The organism is Thioalkalivibrio sp. ALgr1 (assembly GCF_000378285.1).
GTDB lineage: Bacteria > Pseudomonadota > Gammaproteobacteria > Ectothiorhodospirales > Ectothiorhodospiraceae > Thioalkalivibrio.
In genome coordinates, this window is sequence record NZ_KB905132.1 from 856,671 (window position 1) to 882,500 (window position 25,830).

Annotated in this window: 28 protein-coding genes (1 of these 28 cut by a window edge); 9 read left to right on the forward strand and 19 right to left on the reverse strand. The window is 67.4% G+C overall.

What is annotated here, in order from left to right:
• Positions 1 to 559: 559 nt before the first annotated feature.
• The 11 genes from hisC to F466_RS0104150 all read right to left on the reverse strand — a co-directional run bounded on the left by hisC (position 560) and on the right by F466_RS0104150 (position 10,238).
• Complete coding sequence (gene hisC / locus F466_RS0104100; RefSeq protein WP_018137778.1) at positions 560 to 1,657, reverse strand: histidinol-phosphate transaminase; 1,098 nt, start codon at positions 1,655 to 1,657, stop codon at positions 560 to 562.
• Entirely contained in the window at positions 1,654 to 2,958 is a 1,305-nt protein-coding gene (gene hisD / locus F466_RS0104105; protein ID WP_018175363.1) for a histidinol dehydrogenase, read from the reverse strand. Before hisD ends, hisC begins: the two co-directional genes overlap by 4 nt.
• Positions 2,959 to 2,983: 25 nt before the next feature.
• The gene (locus tag F466_RS0104110; RefSeq protein ID WP_018137780.1) at positions 2,984 to 4,051 is read right to left on the reverse strand and encodes a 3-deoxy-7-phosphoheptulonate synthase; all 1,068 of its coding nucleotides are present in this window, start codon (positions 4,049 to 4,051) and stop codon (positions 2,984 to 2,986) included.
• Between the two features lie 10 nt (positions 4,052 to 4,061).
• The gene (hisG, locus tag F466_RS0104115) at positions 4,062 to 4,712 is read right to left on the reverse strand and encodes an ATP phosphoribosyltransferase (RefSeq protein ID WP_012981793.1); all 651 of its coding nucleotides are present in this window, start codon (positions 4,710 to 4,712) and stop codon (positions 4,062 to 4,064) included.
• A gap of 333 nt (positions 4,713 to 5,045) precedes the next feature.
• Positions 5,046 to 6,305: a UDP-N-acetylglucosamine 1-carboxyvinyltransferase gene (murA, locus tag F466_RS0104120; protein WP_018993520.1), complete on the reverse strand. Its 1,260-nt coding sequence runs from the start codon at positions 6,303 to 6,305 to the stop codon at positions 5,046 to 5,048.
• Between the two features lie 101 nt (positions 6,306 to 6,406).
• Entirely contained in the window at positions 6,407 to 6,733 is a 327-nt protein-coding gene (locus tag F466_RS0104125) for a lipid asymmetry maintenance protein MlaB (protein ID WP_018137782.1), read from the reverse strand.
• Positions 6,726 to 7,394 (reverse strand): phospholipid-binding protein MlaC, encoded by a 669-nt coding sequence (locus F466_RS0104130; protein ID WP_018137783.1) that lies wholly within the window; start codon positions 7,392 to 7,394, stop codon positions 6,726 to 6,728. The genes F466_RS0104125 and F466_RS0104130 overlap by 8 nt, the downstream gene beginning before the upstream one ends.
• A 21-nt stretch (positions 7,395 to 7,415) precedes the next feature.
• Positions 7,416 to 7,874: an outer membrane lipid asymmetry maintenance protein MlaD gene (mlaD, locus tag F466_RS0104135; RefSeq protein ID WP_018137784.1), complete on the reverse strand. Its 459-nt coding sequence runs from the start codon at positions 7,872 to 7,874 to the stop codon at positions 7,416 to 7,418.
• Positions 7,875 to 7,906: 32 nt separating this feature from the next.
• A complete protein-coding gene (gene mlaE, locus F466_RS0104140) occupies positions 7,907 to 8,689 on the reverse strand; it encodes a lipid asymmetry maintenance ABC transporter permease subunit MlaE (RefSeq protein ID WP_018137785.1) in 783 nt (260 codons plus the stop codon).
• Positions 8,682 to 9,515 (reverse strand): ABC transporter ATP-binding protein, encoded by an 834-nt coding sequence (locus F466_RS0104145; protein ID WP_018137786.1) that lies wholly within the window; start codon positions 9,513 to 9,515, stop codon positions 8,682 to 8,684. The genes mlaE and F466_RS0104145 overlap by 8 nt, the downstream gene beginning before the upstream one ends.
• A gap of 81 nt (positions 9,516 to 9,596) precedes the next feature.
• Entirely contained in the window at positions 9,597 to 10,238 is a 642-nt protein-coding gene (locus tag F466_RS0104150; RefSeq protein ID WP_018137787.1) for a hypothetical protein, read from the reverse strand.
• A gap of 75 nt (positions 10,239 to 10,313) precedes the next feature.
• On the opposite strand from F466_RS0104150, the gene F466_RS0104155 reads away from it, so the two are divergent.
• Both F466_RS0104155 and F466_RS0104160 read left to right on the forward strand, forming a co-directional pair.
• Entirely contained in the window at positions 10,314 to 11,411 is a 1,098-nt protein-coding gene (locus F466_RS0104155) for an LLM class flavin-dependent oxidoreductase (RefSeq protein WP_018137788.1), read from the forward strand.
• Positions 11,412 to 11,417: 6 nt separating this feature from the next.
• Complete coding sequence (locus tag F466_RS0104160; protein WP_018993521.1) at positions 11,418 to 12,335, forward strand: NAD-dependent epimerase/dehydratase family protein; 918 nt, start codon at positions 11,418 to 11,420, stop codon at positions 12,333 to 12,335.
• Positions 12,336 to 13,196: 861 nt separating this feature from the next.
• Here the strand turns inward: F466_RS0104160 and F466_RS0104165 are convergent.
• The 4 genes from F466_RS0104165 to thiD all read right to left on the reverse strand — a co-directional run bounded on the left by F466_RS0104165 (position 13,197) and on the right by thiD (position 16,881).
• Entirely contained in the window at positions 13,197 to 14,015 is an 819-nt protein-coding gene (locus F466_RS0104165; protein ID WP_018993522.1) for a sulfite exporter TauE/SafE family protein, read from the reverse strand.
• 90 nt (positions 14,016 to 14,105) lie between these two features.
• The gene (gene hemL / locus F466_RS0104170; protein ID WP_018993523.1) at positions 14,106 to 15,383 is read right to left on the reverse strand and encodes a glutamate-1-semialdehyde 2,1-aminomutase; all 1,278 of its coding nucleotides are present in this window, start codon (positions 15,381 to 15,383) and stop codon (positions 14,106 to 14,108) included.
• Positions 15,384 to 15,458: 75 nt separating this feature from the next.
• On the reverse strand, positions 15,459 to 16,103 hold the full coding sequence (gene thiE, locus F466_RS0104175) for a thiamine phosphate synthase (RefSeq protein WP_018993524.1): 645 nt from the start codon (positions 16,101 to 16,103) through the stop codon (positions 15,459 to 15,461).
• A complete protein-coding gene (thiD, locus tag F466_RS0104180) occupies positions 16,093 to 16,881 on the reverse strand; it encodes a bifunctional hydroxymethylpyrimidine kinase/phosphomethylpyrimidine kinase (protein ID WP_018993525.1) in 789 nt (262 codons plus the stop codon). The genes thiE and thiD overlap by 11 nt, the downstream gene beginning before the upstream one ends.
• 83 nt (positions 16,882 to 16,964) lie before the next feature.
• Between thiD and F466_RS0104185 the strand changes: the two genes are divergently transcribed.
• Positions 16,965 to 17,411: a hypothetical protein gene (locus tag F466_RS0104185; protein ID WP_018137840.1), complete on the forward strand. Its 447-nt coding sequence runs from the start codon at positions 16,965 to 16,967 to the stop codon at positions 17,409 to 17,411.
• Here F466_RS0104185 and F466_RS0104190 read toward each other — a convergent pair.
• On the reverse strand, positions 17,404 to 18,090 hold the full coding sequence (locus F466_RS0104190; protein WP_018137839.1) for an HAD family phosphatase: 687 nt from the start codon (positions 18,088 to 18,090) through the stop codon (positions 17,404 to 17,406). The two genes, F466_RS0104185 and F466_RS0104190, sit on opposite strands and share 8 nt — an antisense overlap.
• A gap of 447 nt (positions 18,091 to 18,537) precedes the next feature.
• On the opposite strand from F466_RS0104190, the gene F466_RS0104195 reads away from it, so the two are divergent.
• Entirely contained in the window at positions 18,538 to 19,104 is a 567-nt protein-coding gene (locus F466_RS0104195) for an RNA pyrophosphohydrolase (RefSeq protein WP_018137838.1), read from the forward strand.
• A 20-nt stretch (positions 19,105 to 19,124) separates the two neighbouring features.
• Positions 19,125 to 21,392, forward strand: coding sequence for a phosphoenolpyruvate--protein phosphotransferase (ptsP, locus tag F466_RS0104200; protein WP_018993526.1), 2,268 nt, complete (start codon positions 19,125 to 19,127; stop codon positions 21,390 to 21,392).
• 10 nt (positions 21,393 to 21,402) lie between these two features.
• On the opposite strand, the gene F466_RS0104205 is transcribed toward ptsP, so the two are convergent.
• The gene (locus F466_RS0104205; RefSeq protein ID WP_018649256.1) at positions 21,403 to 21,921 is read right to left on the reverse strand and encodes a CopD family protein; all 519 of its coding nucleotides are present in this window, start codon (positions 21,919 to 21,921) and stop codon (positions 21,403 to 21,405) included.
• 36 nt (positions 21,922 to 21,957) lie between these two features.
• Positions 21,958 to 22,473, reverse strand: coding sequence for a peroxiredoxin (locus F466_RS0104210; RefSeq protein ID WP_018993527.1), 516 nt, complete (start codon positions 22,471 to 22,473; stop codon positions 21,958 to 21,960).
• Between the two features lie 100 nt (positions 22,474 to 22,573).
• Here F466_RS0104210 and argC point away from each other — a divergent pair, with 100 nt between their 5' ends.
• The 4 genes from argC to erpA all read left to right on the forward strand — a co-directional run bounded on the left by argC (position 22,574) and on the right by erpA (position 25,336).
• Positions 22,574 to 23,629, forward strand: a complete 1,056-nt coding sequence (argC, locus tag F466_RS0104215; protein WP_038082521.1) for an N-acetyl-gamma-glutamyl-phosphate reductase — start codon at positions 22,574 to 22,576, stop codon at positions 23,627 to 23,629.
• A gap of 105 nt (positions 23,630 to 23,734) precedes the next feature.
• Entirely contained in the window at positions 23,735 to 24,403 is a 669-nt protein-coding gene (locus F466_RS0104220) for a DUF6776 family protein (protein ID WP_018137833.1), read from the forward strand.
• Positions 24,400 to 24,834 (forward strand): polymer-forming cytoskeletal protein, encoded by a 435-nt coding sequence (locus tag F466_RS0104225; RefSeq protein WP_018175377.1) that lies wholly within the window; start codon positions 24,400 to 24,402, stop codon positions 24,832 to 24,834. The genes F466_RS0104220 and F466_RS0104225 overlap by 4 nt, the downstream gene beginning before the upstream one ends.
• A gap of 121 nt (positions 24,835 to 24,955) precedes the next feature.
• Positions 24,956 to 25,336 carry an iron-sulfur cluster insertion protein ErpA gene (gene erpA / locus F466_RS0104230; protein ID WP_018137831.1) on the forward strand — a complete coding sequence of 127 codons (381 nt, stop codon included), beginning with the start codon at positions 24,956 to 24,958 and terminating at the stop codon, positions 25,334 to 25,336.
• A 66-nt stretch (positions 25,337 to 25,402) separates the two neighbouring features.
• Here erpA and F466_RS0104235 read toward each other — a convergent pair whose 3' ends face one another.
• Positions 25,403 to 25,830, reverse strand: the 3' portion of a protein-coding gene (locus F466_RS0104235) for an anhydro-N-acetylmuramic acid kinase (RefSeq protein ID WP_026278813.1). 703 nt of this gene lie beyond the right edge of the window; only the last 428 of its 1,131 coding nucleotides appear in the window; its start codon lies off the right edge, out of view; it ends in the stop codon at positions 25,403 to 25,405.

A 25,830-nucleotide genomic window follows, 5' to 3' on the forward strand; every position in this document is an offset into this window, starting at 1 on the left:
TGTCCCTACGCCTGCAGCCAACTCCAACGCCGTAGGGTGCGGTTGAGCGCAGCGAAACGCACCGTTCCGACGGTCGGGGCAAACCCTGATGCGATTCGCTGCGCTCATCACATCCTAGGATGGGGTCTGGCGCCCGCTGGCGGACGCGGCACGCCAAGGCCGAAGGCCGAGCGTGCCGAAGATGTCGGAAGACCCAGCCTCCATCCATGTGCTACGTCGCTGGGGCAGCCGTTTTTTGGACCTTCACCCCCGTTGTCGTCGCGCCGAGTGGAGAGGGTTTTCGCGGGACGATTCAAAATAGAAACGGGGGCGCTGACTGTCTCAGCGAAGCCGAAGGCGCAGCGAGTTTCAGCGCCGCCCGCGAAAAGCCTCGGAGCGAGGGAAAGCCCGGCCCGCACAGCGGGCCGGGGTCGCGGCAGTCGGGCGTGTTTCTTGGGTACTTCTTTGCACGAGCAAAGAAGTACCTCGCGGCGCGCTGGCGAGTCAGCGCAGGCAGGCGGCCGGACGAAGGCAGCGTAAACACCGAGGGTGAACTAGGCCCAGCCTCGGAAATCAGGGTTCAGCCGGCGAGGGCGTTGCGCAGGGCCGCGAGAAATGCGTCGTTCTCGTCGGAGCGGCCGACGGTGACGCGCAGGCAGTCGGCGAGTAGCGGATGCGCGCGGCCAACATCCTTGATCAGGATGCCGGCGTCGCGCAGGGCCGCGAAGCTCGCGTGCCCCTGCCCCTCGCGCACTCGAAAGAGGATGAAATTCGCCTGGCTCGGGAACACGTGCTCGACGCCGTCGATCGCCGCAAGCGCCTCGGACAGCCGGCCGCGTTCCTCGATGATGCCGCGCGCCTGGTCATCCAGCGCCTCACGGTGATCGAGGGCGAAGGTGACCGAGCGCTGGGTCAGGGTGTTGATGTTGTACGGCAGGCGCAGCCGGTCCAGCGCATCGATCCAGCCCGCGGAGGCGGCCAGATAGCCCAGCCGCGCGCCGGCCAGCCCCAGCTTCGAGACCGTGCGCATCACCATGAGCCCGTCGTGCTGGCCGACCTCCGGCAGGAAGCTGTGGGCGGCGAACGGGGCATAGGCCTCGTCGACCACCGTGACGCCGGGGTTGGCCTCGATGATCGCCTGCACGGCGGCCGGGTCGTCCAGGGTCCCGGTCGGGTTGTTCGGATAGGCCAGGAACACGACCGCCGGGTCGTGTTCGGCCAGGGCGGCGTGCATCGCGGCGAGGTCCAGGGTGAAATCGCGGTGCAGCGGGACGCCGACGAACGGTACGCCCATTGCGCGGGCCAGCACGCCGTACATCACGAAGGTCGGCTCCGGCGCCAGGATCGGGCGGCCGGAGGCGGCGACCGCCATGATCAGGATCTGGATCAGTTCGTCGGACCCGTTGCCGAACAGCAGCCCGGCCGCTTCGGGCACGCCGTGAGCGGCGCGCACATTTTTCTCCAGCTCGCGCGCCCCGGCGTCCGGATAACGGTTTAGCTGCGGGTCGCGCAGGGCCTCCAGCCAGGCGTCTTCCAGACCGCCGGGCCAGGGATGCGGGTTTTCCATCGCGTCCAGCTTGATCAGGCCGGTCGCGTCGGCCACCTGATAGGCCGACTGCGCCAGAACCTCCGGACGCATCAGGGCATCCGGGCTGCGGCTTTCGTGCGGCAGGCTCATTGCCCGCCGCGCAGTTCGGCGGAGCGGGCGTGGGCGGTCAGGCCCTCGCCGTGCGCGAGGGCGGCGGCGGTCTTGCCGAGCTTCGCCGCGCCCTCGGCCGAGCAGTGGATGATGCTCGAGCGCTTCTGGAAGTCGTACACCCCCAGCGGCGAGGAGAAGCGCGCGGTGCGCGAGGTCGGCAGCACGTGGTTGGGCCCGGCGCAGTAGTCGCCCAGGGCCTCGGAGGTGTAGCGGCCCATGAAGATCGCGCCGGCGTGGCGCAGGCCGGCGTCCAGCATCGCCTGCGGGTCGGCCACCGACAGCTCCAGGTGTTCCGGCGCGATGCGGTTGGCGACGGCAACGGCCTCGGCGGAGTCGCGCACCTTCACCAGTGCCCCGCGCTTGTCGAGGCTGGTGCGGATGATCTCGGCGCGCGGCATCTCGGCCAGCAGGCGGTCCATGGCCTCGGCCACGCGGTCGAGGAAGGCCTCGTCCCAGGACAGCAGGATGGACTGGGCCTGCTCGTCATGCTCGGCCTGCGAGAACAGGTCGGCCGCGATCCAGTCCGGGTCCGTCTCTCCGTCGCAGACCACCAGGATCTCCGAGGGGCCGGCGATCATGTCGATGCCGACCGTCCCGAACACCTCGCGCTTGGCCGCAGCGACAAAGATGTTGCCGGGGCCGACGATCTTGTCTACCGCCGGGATGGTATCGGTGCCATAGGCCAGGGCTGCCACGGCCTGGGCGCCGCCCACGGTGAACACGCGGTCCACCCCGGCCACGGCGGCCGCGGCCAGCACCAGATCGTTCAGTTCGCCGCCCGGGGCGGGCACGACCATTACCAGCAGTTCCACGCCCGCGACCTTGGCCGGCACGGCGTTCATCAGTACGGAGGACGGGTAGGCGGCCTTGCCGCCGGGGACGTACAGGCCGACCGAGTCGAGCGCGGTCACGCGCTGGCCGAGTACCGTGCCGTCGGCATCGGTGAAGTCCCAGTCCTGCATCTTCTGGTGTTCGGCGTACTGGCGGATACGCGCGGTGGCGGTCTCCAGCGCCTGGCGCTGCTCCGCCGGGATCGATTCCAGCGCGGCCTGCAGGCGCTCCCGTGGGATCTCCAGGTCGGCGACCGCGCTGCGATCGAGGCGATCGAACTTGGCGGTGTAGCGCAGCACGGCCGCGTCGCCCTCGGTGCGTACCGCGGCGAGGATCTCGTCCACCGCATCGCGTACGCCGGTGTCGGCGACGGACTCCCAGGACAGCAGGTGCTCCAGGGCCTGATCGAAGTCGGGCTGCTGGGTATCGAGTCGGGCAATGGAGGGCATGGTCGGGATCCTCTGGACGTTTTCCCTAGGCCGGTACGGCGGTCTTGCGGCGCGCGCGCACGGCGTCCGCCAGCAGTTTCAGACTGGTCTCGGTCTCGTCCCAGCCCATGCAGGCATCGGTGATGCTCTGGCCGTAGGTCAGCGACTTGCCGGGCAGGATGTCCTGGCGGCCACCGACCAGATGGCTCTCCAGCATCGCGCCCATGATGCGGCGATCCCCGCCAGCGATCTGTTCGGCCAGCGAGCGGGCCACATCCACCTGACGCTTCGGGTCCTTGCGGCTGTTGGCATGGCTGCAGTCGACCATTACCAGCTCAGGCAGCTCCGCCATGCGCAGCTCCTTGCAGGCCTGTTCGATGCTCTCGGCATCGTAGTTCGGTTGCTTGCCGCCGCGCAGGATGATGTGGCAGTCGTCGTTGCCGGTGGTGGAGAAGATCGCCGAGCGCCCGGCCTTGGTCACCGACAGGAAGTGGTGCGGTCGCGAGGCGGAGCGGATCGCGTCGATCGCGACCCGCAGGCTGCCATCGGTGGAGTTCTTGAAGCCCACCGGGCAGGACAGGCCGGAGGCCAGCTCGCGGTGCACCTGGCTCTCGGTGGTGCGCGCGCCGATGGCCCCCCAGGCGACCAGGTCCGCGATGTACTGCGGGCTGATCAGGTCGAGGTATTCGGTGGCGGCCGGCATGCCTTTGATCGCCAGATCACGCAGCAGCCCGCGCGCGACGCGCAGACCCTTGTTGATGTGGAAGCTGCCGTCCAGGTCCGGGTCGTTGATCAGGCCCTTCCAGCCGACCGTGGTGCGCGGCTTCTCGAAGTACACCCGCATCACGATGTGCAGGGCGTCGGACAGGTCCTCGCGCAGGCCCTTCAGGCGTTCGGCGTACTCCAGCGCGGCGTCCACGTCGTGAATCGAGCAGGGCCCGACGATCACCTGCATGCGGTCGTCCTCGCCATGCAGGATGCGGTGGCAGGCCTGGCGTGCCGCGAACACGGTCTCGGAGGCCGCGTCGGTGATGGGCAGTTCGTCGCGCAGGGTGTCCGGGGCGGACACCTCCTGGATATCGCGGATTCTCAGGTCGTCGGTATCGGCGGTCATGATGCTCTCGTTACGTCGTCGCGGGCGTGACGGCCTCGCGCAGGCCCTCGATCAGATTTTGAATAGTTCTATGTCGCATCTTCATGGCTGCCTGGTTCACGATCAACCGGGAGCTGATGGGGGTAATCAGTTCCAGCGGCTCCAGGCCATTGGCCTTGAGCGTGTTGCCGGTGTCGACCAGGTCCACGATGTAGTCGGCCAGATCGACCAGCGGCGCCAGTTCCATCGAGCCGTAGAGCTTGATGATCTCGACCTGGCGGCCCTGCTGGGCGAAGTAGTTCTGCGTGATGTTCACGAACTTGGTGGCGATGCGCAGGCGCTGCTGCGGGTCCGGCTGCTGGCCCGGGCGTCCGGCCAGCATCAGCCGGCATGCGGCGATGCGCAGATCCAGCGGTTCATAGAGTCCAGCCGCGCCGTGCTCCATCAGTACGTCCTTGCCGGCCACACCGATTGCTGCCGCGCCATGCTGCACATAGGTGGGGACGTCGGTCGCCCGCACCACCACGATCTTCACGTCCTCGCGGTTGGTGTCGAGGATCAGCTTGCGCGTCTTGTCCGGGTCCTCCAGGAGTTCGATCCCGGCGCTGGCCAGCAGCGGCAGGGTGTCCTTGAGGATGCGTCCCTTGGACAGGGCGATGGTCAGGGCGTTGGGATCCATCATGTCGGGTGTCGGTCTGTCTCGCGTTTGTGAGGGAAACACTGATTAATGTACACGCTCGCGCTCGAGTCGCTTTTGCGTGCGAACAAGGCGCGGTGACCGCCGTGCAGTCATTCTGCACCAGGGAACCGCAACGCCGTTCCCGCGCAAAAGCGGCCGAGCCCCCGCATTAAATGGCTTGTGGGGTTGGTACCCCAGGTTCCCCGATCCTGCGTTGCGCCCCGAATCAATCAGAAACGGGCGGGTAGAACCACTACCCGCTGCACGACGCGCCTTGTCTCGGAAAACCTGGGGTACCAACGCGAGTGTGTACATTGATCAGTGTTTCCCTAGGCGTCAGGCCGGCTCGCGGCGGATGCCCGCGCCGATCTGGCTCAGTTTTTCCTCGATGCATTCGTAGCCGCGGTCGATGTGGTAGATGCGATCGACCGCGGTTTCGCCCTCGGCCACCAGGCCGGCGATGATCAGGCTGGCCGAGGCGCGCAGGTCGGTCGCCATCACCGGCGCGCCCACCAGTCGCTCGACGCCCTTGACGATCGCCGTATTGCCCTCGATGGTGATGTCCGCCCCCATGCGCTGCAGTTCCAGCGCATGCATGAAGCGGTTCTCGAAGACCGTCTCCACGACCGACCCGGTGCCCTCGGCGACGGTGTTCAGCACCATCATTTGGGCCTGCATGTCGGTTGGAAAGGCCGGGAAGGGCGCGGTCCGCAGATTGACCGCCTTCGGGCGACGTCCTTCCATGTCCAGTTCGATCCAGTCCGGGCCGGTCTCGATGCGCGCCCCGGCCTCGACCAGCTTGGCCAGCACCGCATCCAGCAGCTCCGGGCGGGTATTGCGGCAGCGCACGCGCCCGCGGGTCACCGCCGCCGCGACCAGGAAGGTGCCGGTCTCGATGCGGTCCGGCATTACGTCGTATTCGCAGGCCTGCAGGTTTTCGACACCCTGCACGCGGATGGTGTCGGTCCCGGCGCCCTGGATCTTCGCACCCATCGCCGTCAGGCAGTCCGCCAGGTCGACCACTTCCGGCTCGCGCGCGGCGTTCTCGATCAGCGTCTCGCCCTCGGCCAGGGTGGCGGCCATCAGCAGGTTCTCGGTGCCGGTGACCGTGACCTGATCGAACACGACGCGAGCACCCTTCAGGCGCTTGGCGCGGGCGTGGATGTAGCCCCCCTCGACGTCGATCTCCGCACCCAGCGCCTCCAGCCCCCGCAGGTGCAGGTTGACCGGGCGCGAACCGATCGCGCAGCCACCCGGCAGCGAGACCTCGGCCTCGCCGAAGCGGGCGAGGAGGGGCCCCAGCACCAGGATGGAGGCGCGCATGGTCTTGACCAGGTCATACGGGGCCACGCACTGGGTCAGGGTGGTCGGATCGACCTCGATGCGCATGCGCTCGTTGACCGTCAGGCTTACGCCCATGCGGCCGAGCAGTTCCATGGTGGTCGTTACGTCCTGCAGGTGCGGGACGTTGCCAATGGTCATCGGCCCGTCCGCCAGCAAGGTGGCGGACAGGATCGGGAGCACCGCGTTCTTGGCCCCGGAGATCCAGACCTGCCCCTCCAGGCGGCGGTCTCCGGTGATGATCAGCTTGTCCATGGAAAGCCCGGGTCGGTCGCAGGGTCCAGCATGGCCCAGCGAAACACGCCATGATAACGAATCTGCCCGCTGCGCGCGCGTTTCCGGTCGCGGGGCGGGCGTCAGGCCGCGTTGGTCTGCGCCGCGGGAACCGAGTCGGCGATCACCGATTGCAGATCGTAGAGTTCAACGAGGGGTGCCAGGCCCTGCGGGATGGAGTGGAAACCCAGTTCGCCACCCTGTTCGTGCACACGGCGCCAGAGGGTGACCAGCAGCGCCACGCCCGCCGAGTCGATGCGGGTAACCTCGCCGAGATCCACCCGCGCGCGAGCGGGCAGCCCGGGGAGCAGGGCGCGAATGCGGGACTCGAGGCCCGGAACCGTGGCCAGCGTCAGCGTGCCGGAGAGGGCGAGCCCCTCCGGTGTTGCGTGCAGGCGGGCGTCAGCCATCGCCGTTGTCGACCTCGTCGGCGATGCCTTCCATCGCGTCATCGACGAGCTCGCGGTCGCCGTCCTCGAGGCGTTCGATCAGCGCGTCGAGGCCATTGCGGTTGATTTCCTCGTTGAAGCGGTTGCGGAAGTTGCCGACAAAGCTGAGGCCTTCGGCCTCGACGTCGAACACTTTCCACTCCCCGTTTACCGGCCGCAGGCGGTAGTTGACCTGCAAGTTCGATTGCCCCGAGCCCATGACGATCTCGGTTGCAACGACGGCCATGCGGTCATCCTGGCGCGAGCGGCGCTCGATTACGCGGATATCCTTGTCCAGGTGGTCCGCCAGCTGCACGCCGTAGGCTTGCAGCAGGGTGTTCTTGAAGGCCTTGGTAAAGCGTTCGCGCTGTTCGCTGGAGGCGTCGCGCCAGTGTCGCGCCAGCACCAGCCGGGACATGCCTTCGACATCCACGCCGGGCAGGATCTTGTCTTCGATCACGCCGATCACGAAATCCGGATCTTCCTGGGCACGGTCCTCGTTCGACCGAAGTTTCTCGTAGACCTCTTCGATGGACTGTTTGATGATCTCGGTGGGGTTCTCCGCCTGCGCGGCACCCGGGAGGGCCAGCAGCAGGAGCAGCCAGAGCGGCGCCGGCAGCGCCAGAAATCGCAATGTCTTCATCGTGTCGTCCCCGGTTCGGGTTTAGTCGCTACCCATATTGGTCATGAAACGGCCAATCAGGTTCTCCAGGACCAGTGCGGATTGGGTGAACATCACCTCATCACCGTCCTGCAAGGTGTCGTAGTCGCCGCCAGGCTCCAGGGCGATGTACTGCTCGCCCAGGAGTCCCGCGGTATGGATCGCGGCCTGCGTGTCCATGGGCAGGTAGTCATGCTCGGCGCGGATCGCCAGCGTGACCTCGGCGCGGAACTGCTCCGGATCATAGCGAATATCCGCGACGCGCCCGATGCGCACGCCCGAGACCGTGACCGGCGCGCGCGTCTTGAGCCCGCCGATGTTGTCGAAGTAGGCCGTCACCGTGTAGGTGTCCCGGTCGTGGTAGTCGGTCACGTTGCTCACCTGAATCGCCAGGTAGAACAGTGCCGCCACACCCAGCAGCACAAACACGCCGACCGCCAGTTCGAAGAAACGTACCTTCATTGTTGCCACCTGCCTAGGAAAACACTGGTTGGTCAGCCCGTGCCGAACATCAGCCCGGTCAGGATGAAATCGAGGCCCAGCACCGCCAGCGAGGAGACCACCACCGTCTGGGTCGTCGCGCGCGAGATGCCCTCGGAGGTCGGCATCGCGTTGAAGCCCTGGAATACCGCGATCCAGGTCACCACGAAGCCGAACACAATGCTCTTGATCACGCCGGAGAGCACATCCTCGTTCCAGTCGGTCACCGACTGCATCTGCGAGAAGTACGCGCCGCTGTCCACGCCCAGCATGCCCACGCCGACGATGTAACCGCCCATCACGCCCACTGCGCTGAAGATCGCGGCCAGCAGCGGCATGGAGAGGAATCCGGCCACGAAGCGCGGGGCGAAGATGCGGCGATAGGGGTTCACCGCCATCATCTCCATCGCCGAGAGCTGCTCGGTGGTCTTCATCAGGCCCAGCTCGGCCGTCAGTGCCGAGCCCGCGCGACCGGCGAATAGCAGTGCGGTCACCACCGGGCCCAGTTCGCGCACCAGCGACAGGGCGACCACGCCGCCCAGGGCCTCTGCGGCACCGAAGTTCACCAGGGTGATGTATCCCTGGTAGCCCAGCACCATGCCGACGAACAGTCCGGAGACGATGATGATCAGCAGCGAGCGCACGCCCACCGAATAGATCTGCACCACTGTCAGCCCGAACCGCCGGATCACGATATCGAGGCTGGCGAGCACCTGGAGTAGAAAGAGGAACGCGCGGCCGAAGACCACCAGGGCATTCAGCGAGCTGCGACCCAGCGAGGCAATTCCGTCAATCATCGCGCCGCTCCCGTACCCCGAGCAGATCCTCGCGGTAGCTGTCGCCGGGATAATGAAACGGAACCGGGCCATCGGGGCGGCCCTCGAGGAACTGTGCGCTCCAGTCGGAGGCGCGGGCACGCAGGTCGTCGGGTGCCCCGGCATCCACTGCCCGGCCATCGGCAATCAGCACCACGTGATCGGAGATGGTCATGGCCTCGGTAACGTCGTGCGAGACCAGTACGCTGGTCAGCCCCAGGCTCTGGTTGGTGCGCCTGATCAGGGTCACGATCTGGCCCATGGTGATCGGGTCCAGGCCGGTAAAGGGTTCGTCGTACATGATCAGGTCCGGGTCCAGCGCGATCGCGCGCGCCAGCGCCACGCGCCGCGCCATGCCGCCGGACAGCGAGGCAGGGTCCAGGTCGCGCGCGGAACGCAGACCCACCGCCTCGAGCTTGAGCAGCACCAGGGTGCGCAGCACGTCCTCGGGGAGGTCGGTGTGCTCGCGCAGCGGGAAGGCGACATTCTCGAACACCGAGAGATCGGTCAACAGGGCCCCGCTCTGGAACAGCATGCCCATGCGTTTGCGCAGGGCGTACAGGCGTCGGGTCGAGAGTCGTGCGACCTCCTGGCCGTCGACCCAGATGCGGCCTTCGTCCGGGCGCAGCTGGCCGCCGATCAGGCGCAGCAGGGTCGTCTTGCCGCTGCCACTCGGGCCCATGACCGTGGTCACCTGCCCGCGCGGGATGCGCATGGACAGGTCCTCGAAGATCACCTTGCGCCCGCGCCGGAAGCGCAGGTTCTCGATGACGATATGCGGACTGTCTTCGGCGACCGGCTCAGCCACGGGCACCTCTTGCCGTACGGCCTATGGGACTCGGGAGTCTGGCGCGGGACCGATGCCCGGTCAAACCGGTTTGGGGGTAGTTCATCCCACCCCCAGCAACTGGGCGATGGTGCGAAACTCGGAAAGTCGATCCGGTCTCGCTCTCAGGAACACGGGTGTTGGAGCCTGGCCGCCGGCCGCGGTCAGGGCCTCCACCAAGGCGCGCCACCCCATCGGGTCCAGGTCCGCCTCCGGTTCGATCTGCCACAGGCCAGCGCCGTCTCGGCCCGGATACCACAGGGCCTCGCGGGTGCCCGGCAGTGTGTGTGCCTCGGCAGGTCCGGTCAGCACGGCGGTTTTCACGTGGCCGGCCTCGAGTGCCGCCTCCACGGCGGCGGCATCCTCGGCACCCATGACACCGAGGGCCACACCCTGCAGCGTCTCACCCAGGTCGTTCTCGATTCGGGCCAGGGCGGCCGCACCCGCCTCCGGCGGAAGACCCCCGGGCCACTCCAGTGTCAGCTGCAGCTTGGCGGGGACCGCCTCGGCCCAGGGCCCGAACGGGCCTTCACCCGGTGCCGCCCAGGCAGTGGCGGGCAGCAACAGACGGCTGTGATAGTGGGTGTAGTACTCCAGCTGCCAGTCGGTCGGGAGGTCGTCCGGGAAAAAGGTCTCCCACCAGGGCTCACCGGGGCCCGCGACCCCGGCAGCCTGCAGCTCCAGCGCTTGTTGATCCTTCGACATCCGCGTGTCCTTCGTTCAACCGTAGTCTGACGGGCTTGCTTGTATCCCCAACGCGCGCGCGGCACAGTTGATGCCATGCGCTTCGACCTCTTTCATGAGCTCTCGGTCCCGGAGTTTCTGCAGACCTCCGAGACCGAGGTGATCGACCGGACCCTGGCCCTGTGGGAGCAGGCCGACCGTCTTGGCTACGGCACGGCCTGGCTGGTGGAACACCACCTGATGCCGGAATTCTCCCACAGCACCGCGCCGGATTTGGTGCTGGCCGCGGCCAGCCAGCGCACCGAACGCCTGCGTCTGGGCCTCGGCGTGGTCCCGCTGCCCTACCACCACCCGCTGCGGGTCGCACAGCGGGTCGGCATGCTCGACCAGCTCTCCGGCGGGCGTCTGGACCTGGGCATCGGGCGCGGCTTTTCGCCGCGCGAATATGCCACATTCGGCGCCGAGATGAGCGAGTCCCGCGCGCGGGTCGATGCCGGTCTGGATGCGCTACGCCAGGCCTTCGCCACCGGTCGGATCACCCAGGACGGCCCGTTCCATCACCTGGACGACGTGCCCGTGATGCCGCGCCCGGTGCAGGACCCGCACCCGCCGATCTGGACCGCCGCGGTCAGCCCGGAGTCCTTCACCTGGGCCGCCGAGCAGGGCATCGGCGCGCTGGCGGGTCCGTTCAAGCCCTGGCAGATGATCCGTGAGGACATCCGCCTGTACCACGAAGCCTGGGACACGACGCGCACCGACATCGCCCACCCGCCGCGCGTCGGGATGACCCTCGGGGTGCTGTGCCTGCCCGACGGCAAGCGCGCCCGCCGCGAGGCCAAGCCCGCCTTCGAGTGGTTCTATCGCCACATGTTCCAGCAGACCCTGCCGGTGCTGGAGCGCCTGATCGAGGGCTACGACTACTACCGTTCGCTGGGCCGTTTCCGCCATCTGGTCAAGGCCGGGATCAACCTGAAGATCCTCGACATGCTGGGCATGACGCTGGTCGGCACGCCCGCCGAGTGTCGCGAGCGCATCGAGGGGCTGCGCGAGGCGGGGGTCGACCAGGTCCTGCTGGCCTTTGGGGCCGGGGCCGTGCCCCACGAGCTCGCCCTGGAGTCCATGGACTGCTTTGCCGAGGAGGTCATGCCGGCCTTTGCCGAGCGCGCCCCGGGCGCCACCGGCACGGCTGGATAGCCATCCATGCGGGTCGCCGTGACCGGCGCCGCCGGGCGCCTCGGGCAGGTGCTCATTCCGGCCCTGGCCGCCGCCGAAGGTATCCAGTCGGTCACCGCGATCGACCGCCGCCCGATTGCCGCGAACGCGCACACGACCTCTTCGCAAATCGATCTCGCGGATCTCGGAGCGGAACACCTGGCCGGGCATGACAGCCTGATCCACCTCGCCTTCCAGTTGATGGGCGGGCAGGGCGGGCGCCGGCGCCGCGACCGCGACTGGGTGCGCGCGCAGAATGTCGAGCTGAGCCGCCGCGTCTTTCAGGCAGCCGCCGCGGCCGGTGTGCGCCAGATCGTCTTTCTCTCCAGCGCCGCGGTTTATGGGCCGTGGTCGGACTCGCCGCGTCCGCTGACCGAGCGCAGCCTGGCGCGGCCGCGCTTCCCGTACGCCGAGGACAAGGTCGCCACCGAGCAGGCCCTGCTGGCGGTTGGCGCGCAGTATCCCGATTTGACCACCTGCATCCTCCGACCCCCGGCAATCGTGGGGCCGAATGCCCACCCGCTGCTGCGCCGGGTTGCGCGCAGTCGCGTGTATCCGGGTGGCGTCGAGGTGCCGGTGCAGATCCTGTGGGAGGACGACGCCGCGGACGCCGTGGTGCGAGCGGTCGTGCGCCAGGCGGAGGGGATCTTCAACCTCGGGGCCGAGCCCGTCTGGTCCATGCGCCGGATGGCGCTACACGGACGCCGCTGGGGCATCCCGGTGCCCCCGGGCCTGATCCGGGCGCTGCACCCTCTGGCCTGGCGATTCACCCGCCATGCCGGCGATCCCGGATGGGTCCAGGGCCTCGACGGCGCCCTCCAGATGGACTGCTCGCGCGCCCGCGAGCACCTCGGCTGGGCACCCCGGGTCTCCACCCCCGAGTGCCTGGAGCGCCTTCGTCGGTAGCTCCGTCTTTTCAGGCTGGCCCCGGTTCGTCCTCTGGTGTTTACGTGCCTTCGTCCGGCCGCCTGCCAAGCGCTCACTCGCGAGCGCGCCGCGAGGTACTTTCTTGCTTGCCCAAGAAAGTACCCAAAGAAGGGCACCCGGATTCCGCCCGGGGACCTTGCTCCAGGGCCCTCGGGCCGGCGGCGCTGAAACTCGCTACGCCTTCGGCTTCGCTCAGACAGTCAGCGCCTCTTTTCCGTCCCGAGGACCCTTCCGCAAGGGGCTTCATACGGGGGGATAAGGTCAAGACAACGGCGGTTCTGACGTTCGCGCCAGTGGATGGAGGCGAGGTGTCCCGACATCCTGGGCACGCGCGGCCTTCGGCCCTGGCGTGCCGCGCCCGCGAGCGGGCGCCAGACTCCATGTAGGATGCGGATGAGCGCAGCGAATCGCATCAGGGTTGCCCCGACGCCGGAACGGTGCGTTTCGCTGCGCTCAACGCACCCTACAGTTCGGGCTTGTCGCGGGTGCTCGAATACCGCCTGTTTTGACCTACCCTCCCGATATGAGCCCCTTGTGGAGGGCGTGACAGGCCGGGAGAAGGCGCTGACTGTCTGAGCGAAGCGACAGCGCAGCGAGTTTCAGCGCCGCCGGCCTGGCGCGTCCGGAGCAAGGTCCCCGGGCGAATCCCGGGCGTGTTTCTTGGTTACTTCTTTGCACGAGCAAAGAAGTAACTCGAGGCGCGCTGGCGAAACAGCGCAGGCAGGCGGCCGGACGAAGCCACCGTAAACATCCGAGGTCGAACCAGACCCAGACACCAACCGGCAAGGCGGAGGCACAAGGCCGCGGGGCCACGTATGGGAGGCGCAGCGATGAGCTGGACTAGCGCAGGAGCATCAGGATACCGGCGAGGATCAGGACGCCGGCGAAGCCGCGGCGGAGGATGGCGACGGGCAGGTGATGCGTGAGCCAGACGCCCGCGCGCACGCTGATGGCTGTGCCGATGACCACGCCGAGGATGGCCGGCAGGTAGAGATACCCCAGCGCCCATTCTGGCGCCTGGTAGGCCGGATCGGTCCACTGCGGCAGGGCGAACACCAGGCTCGCGCCGATGGAGATGGGCACGCCGAGGGCCGCGGCCGAGCCGATCGCCCGGCGCAGTTCCAGCCCCTGGCTGACCAGGAACGGCGTGGTCAGCGTGCCGCCGCCGATGCCGATCAGCGAGGAGACGGCCCCGATTACGGTGCCGCCGCCCAGCCAGACGCTGCGCCTCGGCACGGGCGCCTTCGGCGGCTGAACGTTGAGCAGCATCCAGATTCCGATCGCGACCTCGAAGGCGCCGAAGATGCGCCCCAGGTGGTCGGAGTCGATGCGCGTGGCCAGCCAGGCCCCGAGCAGGGCCCCGACGATGATGCCGGGCAGCAGCCGGCGTACGGCCGCGCCGTCCACGCCGCCCCGGCGATGGTGGGCGCGGGCCGACAGGATCGCGGTCGGGATGATGGCGCCCAGCGAGGAGCCGACCGCGAGCTGTACCAGGCTGGCCGAGTCGAAGGCCAGCAGGCTGAAGATCGCGACGAACACCGGCACCAGGATCAGCCCGCCGCCAATGCCGAACATCCCGGCCGGGATGCCGGCGACCAGGCCCAGAAGCACAAATAGCAGCGCCAGCGCCAACGGTGACTGGGTCAGCGTATCGATCATTCGTGCGTAGCGCCGGGTGGTGGGTCAGGGAACAGTAGGCCGGCAAGCCGCTGGGGTGCCGGCCCACTGTTCAGGGGGGAGGGAGCGCGCTCAGAGCGCCTTGAAGCACTTGCGGGCGGCCTCGATGGTAGCGTCGAGGTCCGCCTCCGAGTGGGCGTTGGACATGAAGCCGGCCTCGAAGGCACTGGGCGCCAGGTAGATGCCCTCGCCCAGCATCGCGTGGAAGAAGCGGCCGAAGGCGGCGGTGTCGCAGGCGGTGGCCCCGGCGAAGTCGGTGACCTTCTGGTCCGAGAAGAACAGGCCGAACATGCCCGGCACCTGGTTGGTGGTCAGGGCGACCCCGGCCGCGCGCGCGGCGTCCTCGAAGCCCGCGACGACCTTCTTCGTGCGCTGCTCCAGTTCGTCGTGGAAGCCCGGACGCGACAGGATCTCCAGGGTCTTGAGCCCGGCGGTCATCGCGATCGGGTTTCCGGACAGGGTGCCGGCCTGGTAGACCGGACCCAGCGGCGAGAGGTGTTCCATGATCGCGCGCTTGCCGCCGAAGGCCCCCACCGGCATGCCGCCGCCGATGATCTTGCCCAGCGTGGTCAGGTCCGGGGTGACGCCGAGATAGCCCTGTGCGCAGTTCTTCGAGACGCGGAAGCCGGTCATCACCTCGTCGAAGATCAGCACCGCGCCGTGCTGGTCGCAAACCTCGCGCAGCGTTTCGAGAAAGCCCGGTTCCGGCGGGATGCAGTTCATGTTGCCGGCGATCGGCTCGACGATGATGCAGGCGACCTCGTCGCCCTTCTCGGCGAAGAAGGCGCGCACGCCATCGGCGTCGTTGTAGGTGAGGGTGCTGGTCAGGGCGGCCAGCTCCTTCGGCACGCCGGGGGAGCTCGGCTGGCCGAGGGTCAGGGCGCCGGAGCCGGCCTTCACCAGCAGGGAGTCGCCATGGCCGTGGTAGTTGCCCTCGAACTTCACGATGCGGTCGCGCCCGGTGTAGCCGCGTGCCAGCCGGATCGCGCTCATGGTCGCCTCGGAGCCCGAGTTGGTCATGCGCACCAGGTCCATCGAGGGCACCAGTTCGCAGACCTTCGCGGCCATGTCGTTTTCCAGCCGCGTCGGGCAGCCGAAGGACAGGCCGTTGTTGCAGGCCTCGCGCACCGCCTCGATCACCTCGGGGTGGGCGTGACCGGCCACCATCGGGCCCCAGGACCCGATGTAGTCGATGTACCGCTGGCCATCGGCGTCCCACATGTAGGCGCCGTTGGCGCGGTCCATGAAAATCGGGGTGCCGCCCACGCCCTTGAACGCGCGGACCGGGGAGTTCACGCCCCCGGGGATGTGCTGCTTGGCGGCCTCGAACAGACGCTCGGTTTCCTGCATGACGGTGTCCCTGTAGTTCAATGGAATCGGTAGGCCCGGCAACCATAGCGGCGGCCGCCGGGCGGTGCAAAGTGGTCAGTCGAACAGTGTGCTGATGCGCCGGGCGGCGGCCTCCGGGGCGGGCGCGGCGCTGATGCCCTGGATCACGGCGACCAGATCCGCCCCGGCCGCGACCACCTCCGCCGCGTTGTCCGGGGTGATGCCGCCGATGCCGCAGATCGGCAGGTCCAGGGCCGTGCGTGCCTGGCGGATCAGCTCCGGCCCGGCATGGGCGGCCTGCGGCTTGGTCGGGGAGGCGAACATGGTGCCGAAGGCGACATAGCTGGCGCCGGCCCGGGCGGCAGCTTCGGCGCGCGCCAGCTCGTTGTAGCAGGAGACCCCGATGACCGCGTTCGGCCCCAGGAGCGTGCGGGTCGCGGCCGGGTCCGGGTCGTCGCGGCCCAGATGTACGCCATCGGCCTGGATGCGCGCGGCCAGCTCGGTGTCGTCGTTGATGATGCAGCGCGCCCCGTGCGCGTGGGCGAGGGCGACCAGCTCGCGGGCGATCGCCTCGCGCGCGTCTCCTTGCAGCTCCTTGTCGCGGAACTGGATCAGGCTGGCGCCGCCGCGCAGCGCGGCCGCGGCATGGGCGAGGTGGGTCGCGCGCGGGTCCGCGCCCTCCGGTACCGCGGGGGTGATGAAGTAAAGCCCGCGCAGGGGCGCTCGGCTGTCAGTCGTCATGCGGGCACAGGCGGTTGGGGATGTGCTGGCCGTGGCCGGGGGCATAGCCGCGGGCGATGGCATCGTTCATGAAGGCCTGGGCCTCGATCACGGCCGGTTCGATGTCGCGGCCGCGGGCGAGGAAGGCGGCGATCGCCGCGGCCAGGGTGCAGCCGGAGCCGTGGAAGCCGGCCGGGTGGCGCGGCAGCTCGAACGGGCGCATGTGGTCGTCCTCGCGGTAGAGACGATTGATGATCGGGTCCTGCTCGGCGCCCTCGTGCCCGCCGGTGACCAGCACGTTGCGCGCGCCCAGTTGGCGCAGCTGGTGGCCCCACTGCGCGGGGTCTTCGCTGCGGGCCAGGCGGGCGGCCTCGGGGCCGTTCGGGGTGATCAGCGTGGCGCGCGGCAGCAGGGCCTCGCGCGTGGCGTCGACGACCGCCTCGGTGGCCAGTGCCCCGCCGCCGCCGGCGACCATCACCGGGTCCAGTACCACCGGGATGTGCGGGTGTGCGTTCAGCAGTGCGGAGACGATGGTGACATTTTCCACCGCGCCCAGCATGCCGATCTTGATCGCCGCGACCTCGAGATCGGCCAGGGTGACCTCGATCTGGGCGCGCAGCTGCTCCGGCGGCAGCACGGTGAAATCCACCACGTTGCGGGTGTCCTGCACGGTGATCGCGGTCACCGCCGTGGCCCCGTGTACGCCGAGGCGGGTGAAGGTGGTCAGGTCGGCCTGCAGACCCGCGCCGCCACCGGGGTCGGAGCCGGCAATGGTCAGCGCGATCGGGGGATGATTCATGAATGGGGGCTCCCGTGCTAAGGTTGCGCGCGCCCCGGCACCCCCGGGGCGTTCCTGTTCCGAATCCCGGGAGTGTACGCAGCATGAGCCACGAGTTCGAAGTCGAGACTATCCGTCCCCTGGTCGCCGCCGCCAAGGCCGGCGGTACGCTGAATGCGGAGGTCGACCAGGCCCTGGCCGCGCTGGAGCAGGAGATCAACCGGATCGCCGCCGAGCTGCAGGTGGAGCACGTGGGTCCCGGGGTGGGCATGGCGGACATGAATGCCGAGCATGTCTATCGCCTGGTGATCCGCCAGCACGAGATCGACGTGACGCGGCACGAATGGAGCCTGTGGGTCTGTGATGCGCTCGATAACTGCGACTTCCGCGCGACCTGGCCGGTCACTGGCGCCGGGCGTCTGCGCCGCAAGCAGGTGACGGCCGTGGTGCCGGAGCTCGTGACCGGCTACCGCGATGCGGTTGTGGCCGCCGGCAAGGGGGATACTCCGGCCGGTCAGCGGCTGGAGCAGATGGCCGGTCTGTTCAGCTGACCGAGCCTTCCGGCTCGCGCAGCGAGATCACTGGCCAGCCCCGTTCGCGGGCATGCGCGGCCAGAGTCGGGTCGGGGTCCACGGCCACCGGGCGGCCGACCTGCTCCAGTAGCGGGATGTCGTTGCGCGAGTCACTGTAGAAGCTGGCCTGCGTGATGGTGCCCTCGGGGTCCGGGTGATCCGCGAGGTGCTGACGCAGGCGCTCGATCTTGCCTTCCTGGAAGCAGGGTACGCCCGTCAGCTCACCGGTGAACTCCCGGTCCTCGCGTTCTTCCGCCAGGGTGGCGATCAGGTGATCCACGCCGAGGATGTCGGCGATTGGCTGGGTCACGAACTGGTTGGTCGCGGTGATGATCACCAGCTCGTCACCGGCCTCCCGGTGCCGGGCCAGCAGACGCTTGGCGCCGGGGGCGATCATCGGGCGGATTAGCGTCTCGATGAACTGCTCCCGCCATTGTTCCAGCTGTGCGCGCGGGTGCTCGGCCAGCGGGCTGAACGCGAAGCGGCAGAACTCGTGGATGTCGAGGGTCCCCGCGACATACTCCTGATAGAAGCGGTCATTGGTCTCGGCGTGACAGGTCGGGTGCACGGCACCCACCTCGGCCAGGAACTGGTTCCAGGCGTGATCGCTGTCGCCGGCGAGCAGGGTATTGTCGAGGTCGAACAGGGCCAGGTTCATGGATCGCTCCGCGGATTAGAGGTCGCGCTGGGAAGACGGCGGGAGTTTACCGGGGCATGACTTCGCACGCAGCTTTGCCCGTCCTGCCACGGGGGATGCGTGGGAAACGGTGATGGATGTACACGCTCGCGCTCAAGTCGCTTTTGCTTGCGAACAAGGCGCGGCGACTGTCGTGCAGTCATTCTGCACAAGGGAGCCGCAACGCCGTGCGCATGCAAAAGCGGCCGAGCCCCGGCATTCAATCGCTTGCGGGGTTGGTACCTCAGGTTCCCCGATCCTGCGTTGCGCCGCTTGTGGGTAGAACCACTACCCGCTGCACGGCGCGCCTTGTCTCGGAAAACCTGGGGTACCAACGCGAGTGTGTACATTCATCAGCGTTTCCCAAGGTCTTTGCCGCGGGGCCTCGGGCTGTGGAACAATGCAATCAGTGAAGAAAGCGTCTGGTTGATGCAAGTGATTGATTGTGAGGGGTATAGAGCCAACGTAGGCATCATCCTGTGCAATCGGGAGCGCCAGCTGTTCTGGGGCAAGCGCGTGGGCCAAGATGCCTGGCAGTTTCCCCAGGGCGGTATCCGCGCGGAAGAGACGCCGGAGCAGGCGATGTACCGCGAGTTGCGCGAGGAGACGGGCCTGCTGCCCGAGCATGTCGATGTGCTCGGCAATACCCAGCACTGGCTGCGCTACCGCCTGCCGGAGCGCATGGTGCGGCGTCATCGCCGCCCGGTCTGCATCGGCCAGAAACAGCGCTGGTTCCTGTTACGGATGATGGGCAACGAGAGCGACGTGATCCTGGATGCGATGGGTACCCCCGAATTCGACGACTGGCGCTGGATCGATTACTGGCGCCCGGCACGCGAGGTCGTGCATTTCAAGCGCCAGGTCTATCGCCGTGCGCTGTGCGAGCTGGTGCCGCTGATGTTCCCGGAACTGGAAGCCCGGCGCCCGCGCAATGCCCACGGACGTGACGCCAGCGATCAGGCCCCGTCACAGGTCTCCCCGGTGTCGCCACGTTGACGAACCCGAATCCCCCCTCGATGCTGGAGGTCCTGCGCCGCGTGGTGCAGGAGGTGAATGGCGCTGCCGATTTCTTCGAAGCGCTGCATATCATTGTGACCCGCGTGAAGGCCGCGCTGGATATCGACGTCTGCTCGATCTACCTGAAGTCGCCGCAGTCGGGCCGCCTGGTGCTGATGGCATCGGAGGGTCTGCGCGAGGAATCCATCGGACATGTCGAGATGGACCCCTCCGAGGGCCTGGTGGGCCTGGTCGCCTCGCGCGCCGAGCCGGTCAACCTGGACAGTGCCCAGGATCACCCGCGCTTTCGCTATTTCCCGGAGACCGGCGAGGAGCACTTCCTGGCCTTTCTCGGGGTGCCGATCATCCACCAGCGCAGCCTGCTGGGGGTGTTGGTCGTGCAGCAGCACCAGGCGCGCAAGTTCGATGACGAGCACGTCTCCTTTCTGATTACCCTGGCCGCGCAGTTGGCCGGTGCGATTGCCTACGCGGAATTCAACGACGAGATCTCCTCCGAGACCCCGCTGATTGGGCACGTCAATGTCGAGGCGACCGGGATCGCCGGGTCTCCCGGGGTTGCGATTGGCCGGGCCGTGGTCGCCTATCGGCTGGCGGATCTCGACTCCATCCCGGACCGCGAGGGGGTCGGGGTCGACGAGGAACTCGAACGCCTTGCCAAGGCGGTGGCCGAGACGCGCACCGAAATCGAGGATCTCAAGCAGCGCATGGGCGAGGCCCTTGGCGCGGACGAGCAGGTGCTGTTCGACGCCTATCTGATGCTGCTGGGCTCGGACTCGCTGGTGCAAAAGACGGAGGCGCGCATTCGCAACGGCCAGTGGGCCCCCGCCGCCCTGCGTGACACCGTGCGTGAGAGCGTTCGCGTGTTTAACGACATGGAGGACCCGTACCTGCGCGAGCGCGCGTCCGATGTGCGAGACCTGGGTCGGCGGGTGCTGTCGCACCTGTTGCCGGCCGAGCGCAGCCAGGAGGAATTCCCGGATGGCGGCATCCTGGTGGGTGATGACCTGACCGCATCCCACCTGGCCGAGGTGCCGATCGAGCGGCTGGGAGCGATGGTCTCGGCCAAGGGCACGGGCTCCTCGCACATCGCGATCCTGGCGCGGGCGCTCAACATCCCGGCGGTGATGGGGGTTTCTGAGCTGCCGGTGGGCCGACTGGAGAACCGCGAGATCCTGGTCGACGGCTATCGTGGCCGGTTGTTCGTGAACCCCAATGCGGAGTTGCGCACCGAGTTTGAGCGTCTGGTGCGCGAGGAACGCGAGCTCGCCGAGGACCTGCGGGCCCTGGCCAAGGACCCGGCGGCCACCCGTGACGGTGTGGCGGTCCCGGTGCTGGCGAACTCCGGGTTGCTGGCCGATATCAAGCCGTCGCTGGAGTCCGGGGCCGAAGGCGTGGGGCTTTATCGCACCGAGGTCCCGTTCATGATTCGCGACCGCTTCCCCGGGGAGGAAGAGCAGGTCCAGCTCTACGAACAGGTGCTGGCATCATTCGATCCGATGCCGGTCACGCTGCGCACGCTGGATATCGGCGGCGACAAGGCGCTGCCGTATTTTCCGGTCAAGGAGGACAACCCGTTCCTGGGCTGGCGTGGCATCCGCATCTCGCTGGACCACCCGGAGATCTTCCTGACCCAGCTGCGTGCGATGCTCAAGGCCAGTTGCGCGCACGACAACCTGCAGATCCTGTTCCCGATGATCTCGGCGCTGGACGAGCTGAAGGGGGCCATGACACTGCTCAACCGGGCCCGCGAGGAGTTGCTGGACGAGGGGTTCATGATCCCGATGCCCAAGGTCGGGGTGATGGTCGAGGTCCCGGCCGCGGTCTATCTGTCGGAGACGCTGGCGCGGCGCGTGGACTTCCTGTCGGTGGGGACCAATGACCTTGTGCAGTACCTGCTGGCGGTGGATCGCAACAACGCGCGTGTGGCCAGCCTCTACGACACTCTGCACCCGGCCTGCATCAGCGCGCTGGAAACCATCACCGACGGGGCGCACCGGGCGGGCAAGCCGGTTAGTGCCTGTGGCGAGATGGCGGCCGATCCGGCCGCGGTGATCCTGCTGCTGGGCATGGGGATCGACAGCCTCAGCGTCAGTGTTTCCGCAATCCCGCGGGTGAAATGGGTGATCCGCAGCTTCTCCACGGATCGCGCCGAGGCGCTGCTGGCCCAGTGCCGCATGCTGGAGAACGCGGAGCAGATCCGCTCGCTGCTGAACAATGCCCTGGTGCAGGCCGGGCTCGGCGGGCTGGTGCGCGCGGGGAAGAACTGATTCGGTTGCGTCAGGCGGCCTCGCGCCGGCGTTTCCACCAGCCGATCAGTGCGGCCAGCACAAAGATCGCCAGCACGACCCCGATTGCGATCAATGCATCCTCGATGGAGCGGTTGATCACCAGCACCACCACCCCGACCAGGATCGGCACCGGAAACTCGTTGAACCAGCGAAACCAGGTGTGTTCGCGACGGTTCAGATCATCCCGGAAGTCGCGCACGATCCAGCCGCACCAGATGTGGTAGATCACCAGCAAGGCCACCAGCGTCAGCTTGAAGTGCATCCAGGGCTCGTTCAGATACCCCGGGATCAGGGCCAGCATGGCCCCGCCAAACGCGATAGTCAGCACCCCGCCGGGCGTCATGATCCCGTAGAACAGCTTGCGCTCCATGATCTTGAAGCGCTCGTGACCCAGGGCGTCGTCGGTCATCGCGTGATAGACGAACAGCCTTGGCAGATAGAACAGCCCGGCGAACCAGGTGACCATGAAGATCACGTGCAGGCTGAGCAGCCAGTTGTAGGCTTCCATGCTTCAGATCTCCCAGGGGTGCCGGTGGTGGCTGGCTCAGGACAGCCAGCGCTGCAGGTGGCGTTCGATCTGCTCGAAGTCCGGATCGCCCAGTTTCTGGTAGACGATGCGGCCGCCGGGCGAGATCACGAAGGTGGTCGGGGTCAGGCGCACGCCGCCGAACGCCTGCGACATGCCGTCCTCAGCGTCATGGATCACCTTGTACGGCATCTCGCGGTCCTCGCGCATCGACTCCACCCGGTTGATTGGGTCGTAGGAGACGGCGACCGCCAGCAGCTCGAAGCCCTTCTCGGCATAGGTCTCGTGCAGGTGAATCAGCTTCGGGATCTCGCGCACGCAGGATGGGCAGTTGGTGGCCCAGAAGGAGATCATCACCGGGCGCCCCTCGTAATCCGACAGCGAGACCTTCTCGCCATCGAGGGTGGTGGCGGTAAAGTCGGGCGCCGGGCGCATGCCGTCATCGGTCAGCCAGATCGCCAGGGCAACCCCGATCAGGGCCAGGATGAAGATGCCGCCAATGATGGCCTTGCGGTCGATACGAAAGCTGCTCATGGGTACAGGGGTCCCTGTTGGTTCGAATGATCGCCGGATTCGACTGGCCTGAGTGGGCCTTCGTTCCGTGCTCTGTGGTAAGCCGGTATCATGCCGCAGCATGACGGCAACGACCAATAGCAAACCTATCCGCATCGGGGTTGTCGGTGCGACCGGGTACACCGGCGTGGAGTTGCTGCGCCTGCTGGCCCGACACCCTTCGGCGGAGCTGGCGGTGGTGACTTCGCGCGGCGAGGCCGGGACTGCGGTCGCCGATTTGTTCCCCAGTCTGCGCGGGGCCGTGGATGCGGTCTTTCGCGAGCCGGACCCCGACGTGCTGGGCGAGTGCGACGTGGTGTTCTTTGCCACGCCGCATGGCGTGGCACATGCGATGGCCGGTGCGCTGCTGGAGCGCGGGGTGCGGGTCATCGACCTGTCAGCCGACTTTCGTATACGTGACCCGGAGCTGTGGGCGCACTGGTATGGCCAGGCGCACGGGGCCCCGGAGTATCTCGACGAGGCGGTTTACGGCCTGCCGGAGATTCACCGTGACCGGATCCGGCCGGCGCGGCTGATTGCCGTCCCCGGCTGCTACCCGACGGCCGTGACGCTCGGTGTCCTGCCGCTGCTGGAACAGGGTCTGATCGACCCGGCCGACGTGATTGCGGACGCCAAGAGCGGGGTCAGCGGTGCGGGGCGCAAGGCGCAGATTGGCGGTCTGTTCGCCGAGGTGCAAGAGAACTTCCGCGCCTACGCGGCCGGCGGTCACCGGCACTGGCCGGAGATTCATCAGACCCTGAGTGGTGTGGCCGGCGGCGAGGTCGGGCTGATCTTCCAGCCGCACTTGGTGCCGATGACGCGCGGCATCCATGCAACCCTCTATCTGCGGCCGCGACTAGCCGAGACCGACTGGCAGGCCTGCTTCGAGCAACGCTACGCCGATGAGCCGTTCGTCGACGTCCTGCCGCCGGGATCGCATCCCGAAACGGCCAGCGTGCGGGGCACCAACCGCTGCCGGATCGCGGTGGCACGGCCGCCGCACTCGGATCGACTGGTGGTGCTGTCGGTGATCGACAACCTGGTCAAGGGGGCGGCCGGGCAGGCCGTACAGAACATGAACCTCATGTTCGATTGCCCGGAGGACGAGGGGTTGCGCGAGTTGGCGGTCTTCCCGTAGCTCGGTTGCCTTATGTCCAAGCTCCCGACGCCGGTGCCGCGACGCCGCCCCCGGATCCCGCCACCACGGCCGGTGCGACAGCGTCGGCGGCGCTGGGGGTTGGGCGTGTTGTTGCTGGCGCCTTTTCTGCTGGTGGCCGGGATCGGCGGTTGGTTGTGGACGCACTGGCCGGACGAGGGCGTGATTGACCCCCAGGTACGCATTGATGCCCTGACGGACGAACTGCAGCGCGAGGTCGAGGCGCGTCAGCAGGCAGAGGCCGAGCAGCAGCGTGCGCTGCGGCGGCTGTCGCTGCTGGAGACCGAGGTCGATGCCTATCGCGACGATGTCGAGCGTCAGGAGACCGAGCTCGCACGGTTGCGCGATGAAGTGGCGTTCTACGAGCGACTGGCGGAAAACAATGATGACTCGAGTCTGGGCTTGCGCGACCTGGCGTTGCAGGAGACAGGCCAGTCCGGGGTCTGGGACGTCGTGTTTCAGATCTACCGACCGGGCCTGAACCGGTCGCTGGATGTGCGTTGGTCGGTAGAGATTACCGGGCGTTTCGAGGGGGACGATGAAGATACAACCCTCGATCACGATGACCTGGGCGTGGAGCAGGAACGTACAATCGAGGGTTTCCGGTTGCTGCGAAACGCGCGCGTACGCGTTGTATTGCCGGAGGATTTCACCCCGGAAGCTGTAGCCGTTAGGGTGGAGCCCGATGAAGACGATGGCCCCGACGCAGTCATGAAGCGCGGAGAGTGGGGCCGCATGGCGGGAGAAGGGGCATGATCGGACGCAAGAAGGGGCGCGGCAGCAAGCGGACGCGCCGGGTCGACACCATGATTGGGGAGAACGCCGTGGTGCGCGGCGAGCTGGAGTTTAGCGGGGGCTTGTATGTCGAGGGGCGCGTGGTCGGCAGCATTCGTGCGCCGAGTGATCCCTCCGCCGTTCTGATGGTCGCTCCCCAGGGGGTCGTCGAGGGGCAGGTGATGGTGCCGCACCTGGTCGTGAACGGCGAAGTGCGCGGCGACATGCATATGAGCGAGTACGTCGAACTCGGTGCGACCGCGCGGCTGCACGGGCATCTGTACTACAAGAGTCTGCAGATCACCGAGGGTGCGAGTATCGACGGCCAGCTCGAGCGAATGGAAGAGCCGCTGCAGGGCGAACTCGAGGAGCTGCCCGTGGAGCAGGGTGAGCCGCAGACTGCGGTCTCCTGACGGTGGCCGGTGCGACCCGCGTTTCGCCAAAGGTGGCCCAGCATCATTCGTGGGGTATTCTTGACGCTGACGGTCAGTATTCCGTAGCGTGAATGAAAATGATTCTTACAGGAGGCACCCAATGTCCGAAGCCATGACGTCCAATACCGAGGCAGACATGGACATGGAGATCCCGAGCCCGCTGATCTTCAGTGACGCCGCCGCGAACAAGGTGAAGGGGCTGATCGAGGAGGAGAACAACGACAACCTCAAGCTGAGGGTGTTCGTCAGTGGTGGTGGTTGCTCCGGCTTCCAGTACGGTTTTACCTTTGACGAGACGGTGGGCGACGGCGATACCGTGGTCGAGAACGGAGGGGTGACCCTGCTGATCGATCCGATGAGCTTTCAGTATCTCGCGGGTGCCGAGATCGACTACACCGAGGGTCTGGAGGGCGCGCAGTTCGTGATTCGCAATCCGAACGCCACGACCACCTGCGGTTGCGGGTCCAGCTTCTCGGTCTGACGTCCAGGGCTGTTATCGCATTGTCAGGGCCCGGCCGTTTCGGTCGGGCCTTTTTTGTGCGTATTTCTATGTGGATTCCGGTGCGCGTCCGGGGATCCGGCAGCCGAGGATGCGTGGCCCACGGGCACCCGTGACTTCCGGCAGGTTGCCGGCCTCGTGTTGCAGATGGCGATACGCCAGCCAGGCAAAGGCGGCCCCCTCCACCTGCTGAGGGGGGGTTCCGTGGTGTTCGGAGGTCTCGACCGTGCTGCCGGCCAGCTGGCTTTGCAGTCGTTCCATCAGGTAGCCATTGTGGGCGCCGCCGCCGCAGACGATGACGCGATCGGGTGCGGTTGTGCGCAGGGATTCGAGCGTCAGCCGCACCCCCTCCACCGTAAGTTCGACCAGGGTGGCCTGAACGTCCTCGGTGTTCAGGCGGTCGAGCCGTTCGCCGCCAACCTGGCGGAGCCAGTGGGGCGAGAAATGCTCGGGCCCCGTGCTCTTTGGGGCAGGGC